The 14,204-nt window shown below is 60.6% G+C and carries 16 protein-coding genes; 1 reads left to right on the top strand and 15 read right to left on the bottom strand.

Annotated features, from left to right (window positions below; translation table 11 throughout):
• Window positions 1–181 precede the first annotated feature (181 nt).
• The 13 genes from ACVC7O_RS14955 to ACVC7O_RS14895 form a co-directional block, all read right to left on the bottom strand.
• Window positions 182–1,489, bottom strand: a complete 1,308-nt coding sequence (locus ACVC7O_RS14955; protein ID WP_458322913.1) for an ATPase — start codon at window positions 1,487–1,489, stop codon at window positions 182–184.
• A gap of 84 nt (window positions 1,490–1,573) precedes the next feature.
• Window positions 1,574–2,071, bottom strand: coding sequence for a prepilin peptidase (locus ACVC7O_RS14950; protein ID WP_458322912.1), 498 nt, complete (start codon window positions 2,069–2,071; stop codon window positions 1,574–1,576).
• A gap of 12 nt (window positions 2,072–2,083) precedes the next feature.
• Window positions 2,084–2,932 (bottom strand): tetratricopeptide repeat protein, encoded by an 849-nt coding sequence (locus tag ACVC7O_RS14945; protein ID WP_458322911.1) that lies wholly within the window; start codon window positions 2,930–2,932, stop codon window positions 2,084–2,086.
• Between the two features lie 31 nt (window positions 2,933–2,963).
• A complete protein-coding gene (locus ACVC7O_RS14940) occupies window positions 2,964–3,539 on the bottom strand; it encodes a tetratricopeptide repeat protein (RefSeq protein WP_458322910.1) in 576 nt (191 codons plus the stop codon).
• On the bottom strand, window positions 3,539–4,522 hold the full coding sequence (locus ACVC7O_RS14935) for a type II secretion system F family protein (RefSeq protein WP_458322909.1): 984 nt from the start codon (window positions 4,520–4,522) through the stop codon (window positions 3,539–3,541). Before ACVC7O_RS14935 ends, ACVC7O_RS14940 begins: the two co-directional genes overlap by 1 nt.
• Before the next feature lie 12 nt (window positions 4,523–4,534).
• Window positions 4,535–5,497 (bottom strand): type II secretion system F family protein, encoded by a 963-nt coding sequence (locus ACVC7O_RS14930; protein ID WP_458322908.1) that lies wholly within the window; start codon window positions 5,495–5,497, stop codon window positions 4,535–4,537.
• A 24-nt stretch (window positions 5,498–5,521) separates the two neighbouring features.
• Window positions 5,522–6,964, bottom strand: a complete 1,443-nt coding sequence (locus tag ACVC7O_RS14925; protein ID WP_458322907.1) for a CpaF family protein — start codon at window positions 6,962–6,964, stop codon at window positions 5,522–5,524.
• Between the two features lie 18 nt (window positions 6,965–6,982).
• Window positions 6,983–8,209 (bottom strand): AAA family ATPase, encoded by a 1,227-nt coding sequence (locus ACVC7O_RS14920; protein ID WP_458322906.1) that lies wholly within the window; start codon window positions 8,207–8,209, stop codon window positions 6,983–6,985.
• A 237-nt stretch (window positions 8,210–8,446) separates the two neighbouring features.
• Window positions 8,447–8,845 carry a hypothetical protein gene (locus ACVC7O_RS14915; protein WP_458322905.1) on the bottom strand — a complete coding sequence of 133 codons (399 nt, stop codon included), beginning with the start codon at window positions 8,843–8,845 and terminating at the stop codon, window positions 8,447–8,449.
• Between the two features lie 4 nt (window positions 8,846–8,849).
• Window positions 8,850–10,277 carry a type II and III secretion system protein family protein gene (locus ACVC7O_RS14910; RefSeq protein WP_458322904.1) on the bottom strand — a complete coding sequence of 476 codons (1,428 nt, stop codon included), beginning with the start codon at window positions 10,275–10,277 and terminating at the stop codon, window positions 8,850–8,852.
• Between the two features lie 195 nt (window positions 10,278–10,472).
• Window positions 10,473–11,321 (bottom strand): Flp pilus assembly protein CpaB, encoded by an 849-nt coding sequence (cpaB, locus tag ACVC7O_RS14905; RefSeq protein ID WP_458322903.1) that lies wholly within the window; start codon window positions 11,319–11,321, stop codon window positions 10,473–10,475.
• Between the two features lie 256 nt (window positions 11,322–11,577).
• Complete coding sequence (locus ACVC7O_RS14900) at window positions 11,578–11,778, bottom strand: hypothetical protein (RefSeq protein ID WP_458322902.1); 201 nt, start codon at window positions 11,776–11,778, stop codon at window positions 11,578–11,580.
• A gap of 116 nt (window positions 11,779–11,894) precedes the next feature.
• A complete protein-coding gene (locus tag ACVC7O_RS14895) occupies window positions 11,895–12,128 on the bottom strand; it encodes a Flp family type IVb pilin (RefSeq protein WP_458322901.1) in 234 nt (77 codons plus the stop codon).
• A gap of 351 nt (window positions 12,129–12,479) precedes the next feature.
• Between ACVC7O_RS14895 and ACVC7O_RS14890 the strand changes: the two genes are divergently transcribed.
• Window positions 12,480–13,298: a lytic transglycosylase domain-containing protein gene (locus ACVC7O_RS14890; RefSeq protein ID WP_458322900.1), complete on the top strand. Its 819-nt coding sequence runs from the start codon at window positions 12,480–12,482 to the stop codon at window positions 13,296–13,298.
• Here the strand turns inward: ACVC7O_RS14890 and ACVC7O_RS14885 are convergent.
• The gene (locus ACVC7O_RS14885) at window positions 13,295–13,585 is read right to left on the bottom strand and encodes a GNAT family N-acetyltransferase (protein ID WP_458322899.1); all 291 of its coding nucleotides are present in this window, start codon (window positions 13,583–13,585) and stop codon (window positions 13,295–13,297) included. The genes ACVC7O_RS14890 and ACVC7O_RS14885 overlap by 4 nt on opposite strands.
• Window positions 13,578–14,201 (bottom strand): 3-oxoacid CoA-transferase subunit B, encoded by a 624-nt coding sequence (locus ACVC7O_RS14880; protein ID WP_458322898.1) that lies wholly within the window; start codon window positions 14,199–14,201, stop codon window positions 13,578–13,580. The genes ACVC7O_RS14885 and ACVC7O_RS14880 overlap by 8 nt, the downstream gene beginning before the upstream one ends.
• Between the last annotated feature and the right edge of the window lie 3 nt (window positions 14,202–14,204).

Below are 14,204 nucleotides of genomic sequence, written 5' to 3'. Positions count from 1 at the left end.
GGACGCGCTTACGTGTTGCGGGCTGTTTGCATCAGACGGATTGGTGCAAAGAGGACGTCTTCCCGCCATCGTGGGTGCGGGGCCTGCACCGAGCGTGCTGCATTCAGAGCGTGCCAGTCTGTTTGCCGACCATTGGCGCGCACGCCAGAAGATGGTTGCGCGCGCCATAAAGGCCGCGCATCTACTTCACGATGTGCTCGTCTTTCACGAACATGTTGGCCCAGGCGCGGTCGATCAGTTCCGGACTCATCTGGTACGGAATGCCCTCGAAATCGCAGATCGAGATCATCTGGTCGATCAGGAAGATCGGCTGGTAGTTGGCGTAGATATTGTCGATCTCGGGGTATTTCACCTTCAGCAGGTGGACCAGCGTGGCCTCGTCGAGCGGCATCTTGCGCTTCTTGGCGACCATGGCGAAGATTTTCAGGAAGTTCTCCTGGTTGGGGCCGTCGATCTTGATCTTGAAGAAGATCCGGCGCAGGGCGGCCTGGTCGAAGATCTCGTTCGGGTGGAAGTTGGTGGAGAAGATGACCAGCGTGTCGAAGGGGACTTCGAATTTCTCGCCCGATTGCAGGGCGAGGATGTCCTTGCTTTCCTCCAGTGGGACGATCCAGCGGTTGACGAGCGACTGCGGCGGCTCGGCCTGGCGGCCGAGGTCGTCGACGATGAAAATGCCCCCCGTCGATTTCAGCTGCAGCGGCGCCTGATAGGTGCGCGCGGTCGGGTTGTAGACCAGATCGAGCATGTCGAGCGACAGCTCACCGCCGGTGATCACCGTGGGGCGTTCGCATTTCACATAGCGTTGGTCGAATTTCGGTGCGCGCCGCAGCGAGGTGGGGTCGTCTTCTTCGACGGGCACGGCGGCATGCACGATCGGGTCATAGACGGTGATCACCTGACCCGCGTATTCGATGGCGCGAGGCACGAAGACGTTGTCGCCGAGCGCGTCGCGGATGCCGTTGGAGATCGAGGATTTCCCGTTGCCGGGCGGGCCGTACATCAGGATCGAACGCCCGGCGGAGACGGCCGGTCCGAGCTGGTCAAGCAGCATGTCGGGCAGGACGAGGTGGCCCATGGCACCGGTCAGCTGGTTGCGGGTCACCTGCATGTTGCGCACGGACTGGCGCTTGACCTGTTCGCGGTAGACGTCGAGCGGCACGGGCATCGCGCCAAAGTATTCGGATTGCGCCAGCGCATCGAGCGCACGGGACTTGCCTTGCTCGGTGAGCTGGTAGCCCATTTCATTGCCATTGTTGGCATTGAGCGTGCCTGTGGCCTCCAGCAGGCGCTGTTCGCGGGCCATGTCCACGAGCTCTTGCGTGACACGGATGGGCAGGCAGATCGCCTTGGAGAGGTCGCTCACCATATCCACGTTCTTGCGGAACATGGTTTTCAGCACGATGTCGCGCATCATCACGGGAGAGAGCTGCATATCGTCCAGCGTGTTTGGCTGTGGTGGCGCCATCACATCGGCGGTGTGCATATTCATGGGGTCGTCCTCAATAACAGCAGTTATGGCGGCGGCGCGCAGCCTCCGGTTTCTCTGCAGGTTATCAAGTGAAAGTGGCGTAAATCAGGCACCATAAAGGACAGCAAGGATCAGGTAGAGCGAAAGCGCCATGCCAAGGGCGAGGCCCATTGGGAACTTCTTGCCCTGATCCCAGCTGGCCCAATGGGGGGCAAGCTTGCGCAAGGGGGTCGCGCGGGCGATGCGGTGTGTGACGAAGGCGGCGAGCAATGAGGCCGCGAGCAGCGCCATGATCAGCCGCAGATCGCCCACGGCAACGAACGGAGCGGCAGCGGCGATGAACTTGGCATCACCCGCCCCCATGGCGCCGATGGCATTCAGCACGATCCCGAAGACCAGCATGATCGCCAGCTGTGCCAGCCGCCAGAGATAGCTCTCAAGATCGGGCATCGCAAAGGGGCCGACCACGACGAAGACCAGCGCCAGAACCACCACCGTTTGATTGGTGATCTTCATGCGCGACAGGTCCGTGAAGGCCACGTAGAAGCACAGCGGCAGCACGAAGGGCAAAAACCACCAGGCGGAAGAGGCGGTTATCGCCATGAGTGCAGGCCTTTAGGTCTCGAGCGCGCCCAGGGCACGCACCGCCGGTTCAAAGTGCTGTGGATGCGTCTCGATGGCATCGCGCAGCAAAGATTTGCCAACGGTCACGTCACCCTGCTTGATCGCCGAGAGGGCCATGGTGTGCAGAAGCTGCGCGCGTTCGGTCTGGTCCATCGGGATCACCGGCAGGCTGTAATCGCCCTGCGCACCGCGGGCCAGAACGAGGTTGTTCTTGGCGGTGAAGAGCGTCGGATCCTGCCGGATTGCTTCGCCAAAGAGCCGCTCGGCCTCCTTGTAGTCCCCACGAGTCAGCTTGGAATAGCCCCAGTTGTTCAGCACACCCGAGGGTTTGGTGGTCAGCCCCGTGGCGATTTCATAGAAACTGTCGGACTTCGTCCACTCTTCGTTGCTGTCCGCCAGCATCGCTTCCAGCCGGTAGCGGTTGAACGTCTCATGGGTGGGGGGCAGGGCATCGAGCGTGGCCTCGGCCTTCTCCCAATCGCCGGTGCGGATCAGCGTGTCGGCATAAGCGACGCTGTCCTCGGCGGAGGCGCCCTCCATCTTGGTCACCTTTTCCCAGGCAGGCGCGGCTTCGGCAAAGCGTTTTGCGCGCACCAGCGAATAGGCCAGCCCGCGCTGCAGATCGATGCGATCAGGTTTTTCCTTGGTGCTGCGGATGAAGTAGGTCACCGCCTCGTTGGGGTCGGCCACCGTCAGCATCACGTCATTGAGGTTGCTCTCGTCGATGACATTGACGTCTTGGAAGGCCCGTTCAACCGTGTCGTCAGAGTCTTTTTTGGCGCAGCCTGCGACGAGAACTGCACCCGCCAGACAGGCGGACAGAAGGATGGGGTGGCGCATGTTGTGCGTCCTTTTACTGCTCTTGCCTCGATTACGGCGTCTGACTGATCAGGAAATCACTGCTGCCACGCCGTACCAACTTGTAGTCGTCGGTTTGTGAGGCAGTTGTAGCAGAATTTTCAGATTTTGCGAGCGCTAAGCGCAAGTTGTCGCGGATTGCGACACTTTCGCCATTGTCCAGCGCAAAAGCGCGTTTGAAAACCTGTTCCGCTTCGACGGTTTTGCCCGCTTCCATGAGCACGACGCCGAGGTTGTTCCAATCCTCGGGTTGCGCATCTTCCATCGCGATGGCGCGACGCAGCAGGCTCTCCGCTTGGCCCAGGCGGCCCAGACCAAGGTTTGCGCTGCCGAGACCGGCGAGGATTTCGGCGTCTATGGCGCCGCGCGCGAGTGCGGCCCGGTCGAAGGATTTGATGGCAAGCTCATATTCGCCCGCCGCGAGCAGACGATGCCCGACCTGAACCCCATCGACCCCTTCGGCCTCGAAATCGACACCCGGGGCGTCAAGCTGGCCTTCGGGCAGGGCAATCGGGTCGGTCCCCGTTGCGCAGCCCGCAAGGCCCAAGGCAAGAAGGAGGGCGGTAGCCCGCCCAAGCCGATGTTTCATCAGTTTCCGGTCATGTTCCCAAGTTGCGTGATGCCGTGTACCGACGGGCCGACCAGGATGATCAGCAAGGGCGGAACGGTCAGCATCATAGTGGCAAGCGTCATCTTGGTTGGCAACTTGTTTGCCGCCTCCTCGGCGCGCATCACGCGTTTGTCGCGCATCTCGGCGGCGTAGACCCGCAGCGCCTCGGCAATCGACGTCCCGAAGGTGGCGGACTGGATCATCACGGTGACGAAAGACGATACATCCTGCACGCCGCATCGCTCGCCCATATCGTTGAGCACTTGGGTCTTGTCCTTACCGGCTTTCATCTCATAGGCGACGATGTCGAATTCCTGCGCCAGCGCGGGGTAGGAGGCGTGCAGCTCACGCGCCACACGGACAATGGACTGGTCGAGGGACTGACCAGCCTCGACACAAACGAGCATCATGTCGAGACTGTCGGGGAAACCGCTGGTGATCTCTTCCTTGCGGGTCTCGACCCGACGGGTCACCCAGTAGGAGGGCAGGTAGTAGCCGATTACCCCGGGCACCAGGAAATAGATCATCATCTTGTTGCCGGAGAAGCCTTCGCCACCGCCCAGAACGATCAGGTAGATGAAGGCCCCGAGAAGGCCCAGGATGGCCAGCGCAAACTGTGCGAAGTGGAAGATGCGCACCGCATCCTTGCTTTGATACCCGGCCTGGCGCAGCTGCAGCTGTTTCTTGCTGAGGGCGGCTGTGTCCTGTGGCTCTAGGAAGCTGGCGAAGCGCTGGAGTTGTTCGTTGCGCTCGCCCTGGCGCAGGCGTTGGGCCGGTTCCTTGGACGCATTCGGCGATTGCACCGATTTCTTCAGCTTGGCCATCGGGTCTTCGGGCTGCTGCAGGATCAGAATGATCGTGATCGCGATCATGATAACGCCGATGGAACCGAGGATGATGATCGGACCCAGCGGGCCGAGGATATCTGTGATCATGGTGTTCAGAGAGCTCAGAAATTCCATTGTTTCAGATCCTTACACCTTGATGTCGGTCAGAATGCGCATCACGATCAGGTTCAGCGCCAGCATGATGCCCACGGCGAAACAGGCCGGGATGAAGAGCGCATGGTCACGCACCTCGTCGTAGTAATTCGGATCAGAGATGTTGATCACGAGCAGCGCCACGATGGGGAAGCCCGAGAGGAACTTGCCCGACCATTTCGCCTCGGCCGTAATCGCCTTGACGCGGCGGAAGAGGCGGAAGCGCGCCCGGATCACCTTGGCGAGACCCGCGAGAATTTCAGCGAGGTTACCGCCCGAGGTCTGCTGGATCGTCACGGCAACGGCAAGGAAGCGCAGGTCTTGCATCTCCAGACGTTCGGCCATTTCCTTGAGCGCGTCACCCACATCACGGCCATAGGCGGACTCGTCAGCGATCATGCCGAATTCGGAGGCGAGCGGGTCCTGCACCTCCTTCGCCACGATCTGGATTGCGGAGGAAAAAGGGTGGCCGACGCGCAGGCTGCGCACCATCAGTTCTACTGCATCGGGCAGCTGTTCTTCGATCATCGACAGGCGCTTATTGGCCTTTGACGAGACCCAGAAGTAGACGGCACCCACGCCGATCCCGACGGAGAGCAGCGCGCGCACACCTACTTCGGTGGCCGTGCCCACCGTCAGCCCCATGAAGGCCACACCGGCGAGCAGGATCATGATCATGATCAGCTGGCGCGGGGTGAAGGCAATCGCGGCTTTCTGTGCCTTCTCGCCGAGGAGCGAATAAAGCGGAATGCTGCGGGATTTCATATGCTGCTGCATTTCCTTGCGCAGCTTTTCCAGCACCTCTTCGCGGCCGTTGCCCTTGTCGAGCATCTCCAACCGGCGGTTCACGCGGCTGTTGAGGCTGATGGATTTGCCGAAGGTGACGAGGTAGAGCCCCTCGACGAGCACCAGCACGCCGATGAAGATCAGGCCGTAGACGATGAATTCTGTATTCATGGGAGTGGTCCTCGGAACTAGGCCTTACTCGGCGGCGATGGGTTCGTAGATGGAAGGCGGAAGGTCATAGCCCCAAAGACGGAAGCGTTCGGCATAGGCCGAGCGCACGCCTGTTGCGGTGAAATGACCGATGATCTTATTGTCGGGTGTGAGGCCCACGCGCTGGTAGCGGAAGATCTCCTGCATGGAGATCACCTCGCCCTCCATGCCGGTGATCTCGGTGATCGAGGTCATGCGGCGCGAGCCGTCCTGCAGGCGGGAGGCCTGCACGATGAGGTTCACAGCCGAGGAAATCTGGCTGCGTACCGCCTTGATCGGCATCTCGATACCGGCCATGGCGATCATGTTTTCCAGACGCGAGATACCGTCGCGGGCGGAGTTGGCGTGGATCGTGGTCATCGAGCCGTCGTGGCCTGTGTTCATGGCCTGCAGCATGTCGATCACTTCCTCGCCGCGGGTCTCACCGACGATAATGCGGTCAGGACGCATCCGCAGCGCGTTTTTCAGACAGTCGCGCGGGGAGACCTCGCCCTTGCCTTCCACATTTGGAGGGCGGCTTTCCATGCGGCCCACGTGGGTCTGTTGCAGCTGGAGTTCCGCGGTGTCCTCGATGGTGAGGATGCGTTCCGCGTTGTCGATGAAGCTGGAGAGCGCGTTGAGCGTGGTGGTTTTACCGGACCCGGTCCCGCCAGAGACGATCACGTTGAGGCGGGTGGCGACGGCCGCTTGCAGATATGCAGCCATTTCCTCGGTGAACGCGCCGAATTGCACCAGATCATCGATGCCCAACTTGTCTTTTTTGAACTTCCGGATCGAGACGAGGCTGCCATCCACCGCCACGGGCGGCACCATCGCGTTGAAGCGCGAGCCGTCCTGCAAGCGGGCGTCCACGTAAGGGTTGCTCTCGTCGACACGGCGGCCCACGGCGGAGACGATCTTGTCGATGATCCGCAGCAGGTGGCGTTCGTCCTTGAAGGTGACGTCGGTCAGCTCGAGCTTACCGGCGCGTTCGACGAAGATCTGCTGCGGGCCGTTCACGAGGATGTCGTTCACGGTTTCGTCTTTGAGCAGCGTCTCAAGCGGTCCGAGGCCGGTGACTTCGTCGTAGAGCTCGGAGGTCAGGGTCTGGCGGTCTTCTCGGTTCAGCACGATCGAGCGTTCTTCGAGAAACTCGCTCGAGATAGCGCTGATTTCCTGGCGCAAATCCTGTTCGGTCGCGTGTTCCAGCGCAGAGAGGTTCAGGTTGTCCAGAAGGACCCGATGCAGATCGAGCTTGATCTCACCCATCCGTTCCTTGCGCTTGCGCTCCTTGTCCATCGGGGTGGCCTGAGCGGGCGCGTTGGGGGCCGCCTTGCGCGTGACGGAGGGCGTCGCCGCAGGTTTCGCCGAGGCGATCTCTGTGACGGGGGCCGCCTCCTTGGCCTCTGCGGGAGGCTGTGCCGATGGTTTTTTATACTTCGAGAACATCGTTTATCCTTTGAGCGCTCAGGCCGCCTTGACGTCGTTCGTGTTGAGTTCGTGGATCGATGCTGCCAATTTGGCGATTTCGCGCCGCAGGGGGTTCTTGGGCGCCGATTGCGACAGTGGCAGACCGTGGTCCGCCCCCTGCGTGATCGGTTTGCCACCGTCCGGCATATGCACATCGATGGAGATCCCAAGGCTTTCTGCCATGCGTTTCACGCGGCTTTTGCCGCTCAGATCGGTGAATTTCGGGGCGCGGTTCATCACGTAGCGGAGCTTTTCGACCGGGAGTTCCTCGGCTTGCAGCGCACGTTTGAAGCGCAGGGTGTTCTGAGCCGAGCGCATGTCGAGCTCCACGGTCGCGAAATAGACATGTGCGGCGCTCAGCACCGCTTCGGACCAGCTGACCAGTGTCGAGGGCATGTCGATTACCACATAGTCGAAGTGCCGACGCGCCATATCGAGCACGCGGTTCACGTCTTCTGCGGTGATGATGTCGAGCGGCAGCATCTCCATCGGGGCGGTCAGCACCTGCATCTGGTCCTGGAAGGTCAGAAGCGACTGGCCGAAAATCTCGTCATCCATGCCTTCGGTGTCCGACAGCATGTCATAGACGACCTCGCGCCGTGGCAGGTCGAGGAAGGTGGCCACCGCCCCATATTGCAAGTCGAGGTCGAGAATGCAGACGCTTGGCGCATTGTCCTTGTCCGCTGTCGCCAGTTCCCAGGCGAGGTTCACTGCGAGAGTTGTGGCACCGGTGCCGCCCGCAAGGCCGTGCACCACGATCACCGCGCCTTCCTTCTGGCTTTCGGAGTGCAGTGTCGGGGCGCCTGCCGCGAGCATCTGTTCCTGCATCCGGACGCGCTCGATGGCTTCACCGAGTTCGTTTTCAGGCAGCGGGTAGGGGACAAACTCATCCGCGCCCTGACGCAACAGCGAGTGCAGCGCTGCTGGCGTCACATCTTCGGCTATCAGGATTACTTTGATCCCACGGGCCTTGGCCTGCGAGATGATCTCGCCCATCAGGGGCAGGTTGTCCTCGTCGGTCTCGTCAAGGGCCAGCGCGATGAACTCCAGCGCCTGCGCTTCGGGTTGTTCGAAAAAGGCGAGCGCCTCGGCAAATCCCAGGTCCCCCCAGCTCTCGCCGAGGGCAAGCTCCATGTCTTCGATCAGCAGATCGAAGTTCTGGACATCGCGACTGACCGTGCAGGCGACGATGAGTGATGTATCCGGTTGCGGCAGTGTGCTCATTGCCTCGTCTTCCTTTTTTCAAGGGCGACGCAGAGCACCGGAGGATTGTTTTTTATGTCACCCCATAGTCCCCTGCGACAGCCCATGCCCGGCGCTGTGGCCGGACATACGTGTCCCATTGGAGGAAAAGTCGCAGTGAACTTGGGCGAGATTAGGGCTTAATCCGCCCAATTGTTGGGTATCTCGACACAATAACCGTGCTGGAGGGCGGATTTGTGGAAGCAGAGCCCGAAGGCTCTACTCTGCGTTGGCTTCCGTGACCGTGATCGCTTGACCGGCGCTGTTCACGTAGTCGCGATAGATGATCCGGGCATAGCGGCCATCGAGGCGGCCATCACAATGCACCCTGTAAATCGGCTGCCGCGGTGTGCTGGCAGGATCGACCACAACCACGGGATCACCGGGTGTGCCGCCGATCTTGGTTCCTTTTCCGGCGCCGCCGCGTCCGTTCGGGAAGCAGACCTGCGCTGCGAAGTTTTGCATCGTCGCGTTGCCAAACTCGCCATTGTCGAGCTGGGCGCCTGCTTCGCGGAACCACTTTCCGCCGCCGGTACCCTGTTCGCCGCACGCCGTAAGGGTCATGACACTGGCGAGAAGTGCTGTCGTGTAGAGCTTGCCTTTGATCCGCTGTGCCATCTTATCACTCCATCACATAGCCGTAGGAACCGGAGAAGTCCTGTTTGGCGACCTCACCCAGAGGACCCTTGTCGGAGGAGCCGCTGGTCCGGGCGGTCCGGCCAAAGAGAAACAGATCCTGTTCGGTTGGCGGTTTGACACGATCCGTCGGCAGCGCGAGCGCCTCGCCACGGGTCGGCGACACAAGATGTGCGGTGATGATGATCACCAGTTCTGTCTGGTCGCGTTGATACTCGGCACTGCGGAAGAGTGCGCCAAGGACAGGCACATCGCCGATCCATGGCAGTTGCGAGGCCTGATCATTGAAGTTGTCTTCGAGAAGACCGGCAATCGCAAAGCTCTCTCCGTCGCGCATTTCAACCGTCGTGGAGGTTTCGCGCCGGGAGAAACCGGCGATGACAAAGCCACCGTCGATGCTGATCCCGTTTGCCGGATCGAGTTCCGACACAGCCGCGGACAGCTGCAGATTGATCAACTCGCCGTCGATGACTCGCGGCACAAAATTCAACTCGACGCCGAAGGGCTTGAATTCGACGGTAATGGTGTCATCGTCCTGCGCGATCGGCACCGGAAACTCACCGCCTGCGAGAAACTTGGCTTCCTGACCCGAGAGAGCGACAAGATTTGGTTCAGCCAGTGTGCGGACGGCGCCTTTGCTTTCAAGCGCTTCCAACAGAAGGCCAACCCGGACCGAGCCGAGGCCGAAGCTCACCGAGGCCGAACCGGCCGCATCGGTTGATGTGGGGAAGGTCGGGTCGTTCAACAGCGAGTTTGCAAAGCCAGCCGCCGCAGCATTGCCGGAGCCGATGGCACCGCCGCCGGAGCCGATGGCGAGCGAACTGCTCAGCGACTTGGAGACTGAGCGGCTCATTTCAGCGAAGCGTACCTTCAACATCACCTGCTGGATGCCGCCGACGCTCATCAGGTTGGAGACGCGGTCAGGCGCGTAACGCTGCGCAAGATCAAGTGCCTTTTGCAGCTTCTGACTGCTGGAAACGGTACCGGAGAGCACGATGCCATCATTGGCGGTGCGGACCTCGACCTTTTCACCGGGCAGGATCTGGCCCAGACGCTCTTTGAACTCCGTCACATCAGGGGCGACACGCACCTCAACATTCGTGATGAGCTGTCCTGTTGCATCAAGCAATGTCAGCGTGGTCATCCCGGGGGTCTTGCCCAGCACATAGATGCTACGATCCGACAAGGAGGAGATATCCGCGATCCCCGGATTGGCGATGCTCAGCTCGGCAAACGGGATTTCGCTTTCAACGACAACAGCGCGGTTCATCGGAACCGCGAGCGTTCTGTTGGTGCCCTTGGTGACCACACGCAGCGTATCCGCCTGCGCGGTCACGGGCGCCATGAGCGCCAGCGGTGACGCGCTGACTGCCAGCCCCAAAAGGGCCGCCTTCAAAAATCCATTCATGTTCATGTGACCTGCCCTTTTTGATCACGCCTCGGTTCCGGGTCTTGATGCCCGCATAGCTTGCACTCTGCGTTGGTTTTGATTTTTTTGCAAGAATCAATGGGTTCTGCTCTTGCCTTTATGTGGATAAATGGCAACAGGCACGAAAAAGAAAGGCGCCGCGGGGATGCGCGGCGCCTGTCGTAATACGTTGGTTTTGTTCTAGTTTGTGCAAGGAATTGGGATCGAGACCACCTCGGCACCACGGCGTGTGCGAATGCTGCATTCCCGCTGTTTCTGCACTTGCGGCTTCGGCGCAGCCTGCTTGAGGCCCAGCAGTGACACCTGGTCGACCTGGATCTCGGCCAATTCGGTATCATCGCCGATGCCTACCAAGGCGAGCGATAATGTGCCCGTGGATTGAGCCTGCGCAAGGGCAGCGACCTGTTGGGGGCGGACTGCCACAGTGACGGTCCGGGCGATCCGTGCCCCGGTCAGAGACTCGTCATTCTGGTCGACTGCGATCAACTGGATCGAGGTGTCAATCAGCTGCGTGACATCCTCGCCGCCGTTGCCGGTGTCGATCTGGCCGGTCCAATAGACGTCGACGCGGTCACCCGGGCGCAGAAACCCCGACACGCCGCTGGCAACGTCAACACGGATTGCAAAGGCGCGCATACCTTTCTCAAGCCGCGTGGTCAGACCAATGTCCTCACCGGGCTTGGTCACCTTGACTGCCATCACAGGCTCGTCGACCTCCATCGGGCGCACGATCCGGCGCAGCTCGTCTTCCCCTTCCGGGAACAGAACCTCAAGCTCGCTGAAGGTGCCTTCCGGCAGTGATGTCTTCGGCCAAGCGACTGCGCGCACGTCTTCCTGGGTCAGTGGCTCGCCGTATGCAAGGGTGCGTGTGGCTACATATACCGTCTGGGTGGGCACCACCTGCTGTTGGTTCTGCTTGGCACGCGCCAATTCGTCCTGATACGCGCCAATGTAATTCTTCGCCATATAGACCGCGCCGCCAGCGAGGGCGACACCGGCCAACAGGACCAATCCGAATATCATTCGCATAATCTTAAACCTCGTTTCTCGAACGCACCGTCAACAAACGGATCGTTTGCCTGCATTTATTTCGGTCAATTGTGGCAATTTCTGGGTCAAGCCGTGTTCGGGCGAGGGTTTTCGACCGGATCGAGCAACAATACCGCCAATTTGTCTCATTATGTCGCCATCTGGTCATCGAAACCGAGGGTGGTGGCTCGGCCTGATCGGCAAAAAAGAACCGCCCCGTTGAAGGGGCGGCTCTGGTATCTTACGCCGTGTAGGGTCAGCTTCCTGTGTTGGCCATATTGCCGACTTCTCGAGTTTCGAGATACGTCTCGGTCTGTGCGGTCAAGCCAGCGGAGCCTGCACGCAATTCGATCACGAGCACAGTTGCCAAACCAACCACTGCGGCGGTCAAGACCACCCAGTCAACAGTAACAGCCCCGGCCTCATCTTCTTTGAATGATTTAAAAGCGTTGAACATAGTCTGCTTTCAATTGAGGAACCTTGATCGGGTCCGGGTTAAAAAAGGGCCGCGTTCAGCGAATGAAGCGGCCCCCATTGTTCATTAGACGCTTTGCAGCATAGGCAGCACTGCTATTAGGTGCCGCCGCCTGTGCCGCCTGTGCCGCCTGTGCCGCCGGAGCCGCCGAACGAGCCGGGGTTCAGGGTGCCGAGGTAGCTCGATGTGTCGCTTGTCAGCGTTGTCGCGCCCGACTGGATGGAGCTGTAAGCAGCAACGGCCAGACCGACAACCGCAGCTGTCAGCACAACCCAGTCAACCGTCACGGCACCGTCTTCATCTTTACGGAAGTTCTTGATAAATTTCATCATGGTATGTCCCTCCAAAGGATCATTCGATTTCACTTGCTAACCTTGCCGTCCTCAGTGACCGTCTCTCTCAAAAGGCCCGTCCGACTTGGTATGGGCATATATAGCCAAGGGATTCGGGCATGATTTTGGCGGAAAATGTGGCTTTTCGAGATTCGACGCGGAAAAGCGCCAGTAAAATTTCAACCTGCTGATTTTATTGGATAAAAAAACCAGCTCGCGTTTACATTTCATTAAATCGAACTCTGAATGTGGCGAAATCGCCGCGGTCTTGGCCCGGATTCACTGGTCTGGTCGGAGTTTCTCTGCGATGTTGTGCTCATAAAGCGCAAAACAAACGTGCGAGCAGTTCAGATGTGCAGGCTTTTCCTGAACGTGGTCCTGGCCACGGCGCTCTCAGCGCTGTGCGTGGCCGCCGATACACCCCAGCCTTTCCCTGTTTTCGAGGCCAAACGCGTGGGGGTGCCGAAGACGGGGCAAAAGCGCATTACGGTCCAGATCGACCCCGAAGCGCAGCGCGCAGCATTGGCGGTGCCCGAACCGCAACCACCTGTGCTGGCCCCGGAAGCACCCGGCCCGCAGCCACCGGTGGGCCAGTATAGCTGGTTCTGGGACAAGATCTCCCCGTCGATGTTCGACGTGCAGCCCGGGCGCCTGGATACGATCATGGATGTCATCATTGCTTCGGGAGAGATCGCGGCACCACGGCTGCAGCATATGCAGAGCATCGCGCAGGCCAATGGACGGCATATTCTGAAATCCACCGTGGGCACGCGGGTCTCGCCTGCGCTGGTACTGGCGGTGATCTCGGTGGAGTCGGCAGGCAAAGCCGAGGCTGTCAGCAGCGCCGGTGCGCAGGGGTTGATGCAGCTTATGCCAGACACGGCCGCACGCTTTGGCGTGAAGGACAGCTTTGCCGCTGCCGAGAACATTTCAGGCGGGGTGAAGTATCTCGACTGGTTGATGGGTGAGTTCGGAGGCGACCCGGTTCTGGTGCTGGCGGGGTACAATGCGGGCGAAGGGTCGGTGCGCACCCATGAGGGGGTCCCGCCTTTCGCCGAGACGCGGGACTACGTTCCCAAGGTGCTTGCCGCCTTTCAGGTGGCGCGCGGGCTTTGCCTCACACCGCCGGAGCTGATCACCGACGGCTGCGTTTTCGCAGCCTTGAACTAGGTGTTGAACACATCTGCCCATTCGGGGTGCTTGCGGCGTTGCGCGTTTACGAAGGGGCAAAGCGGGACGATCTTGAACCCTTCCGCGCGCGCATCGTCCACGAGGCGGACGACGAGCGCTTGACCTGCGCCGGTGCCGCGCAGGGCATCCGGCATGGCGGTGTGATCCGCGATCACGGTCTGCGCGGACAGAATCGAGTAGGTGAGATCGGCTTCGTGGCCATCGTGCGTCAGAACATAGCGGCCTTTGCTGCCGTCAACCTCCCGACTGATCTTTCCCTCAAACAATCGTTGCCTCTGTGGCGGCGCGCAGCTCGGCCTCGCTCACGCCCTCGGCACATTCGACGATGCGCAGACCGCCGTCGACCACATCCAGCACCCCCAGGTTCGTGATGATCCGGTCGACCACCCCCTGACCCGTAAGCGGCAGCGTGCAGGTCTTCAGGAGCTTGCTGTCGCCATGCTTGTTCGTGTGGTCCATCACCACGATCACGCGGCCCACGCCCGCGACCAGGTCCATCGCACCGCCCATGCCCTTCACCAGCTTGCCCGGGATCATCCAGTTCGCCAGATCGCCGTTCTCGGCCACCTCCATCGCGCCCAGGATCGCCGCCGCGATCTTGCCGCCGCGGATCATGCCGAAGCTGGTGGCGCTGTCGAAGTAGGACGTGCGGCGCAGCTCGGTGATGGTCTGCTTGCCGGCGTTGATCAGGTCGGCATCCTCCTCGCCCTCGAAGGGGAAGGGGCCCATGCCGAGCATGCCGTTCTCGGACTGCAGCGTGATGTCCTTGTCGCCCACGTAATTCGCCACCAGCGTCGGGATGCCGATGCCGAGGTTGACGTACATGCCGTCTTCCAACTCCTCAGCCGCCCGCGCGGCCATCTCGTTCCGGTCCCAGGGCATGTG

It is taken from the genome of Roseobacter cerffii (assembly GCF_054226325.1).
This window is presented reverse-complemented; position numbering and strand designations above follow the sequence as displayed.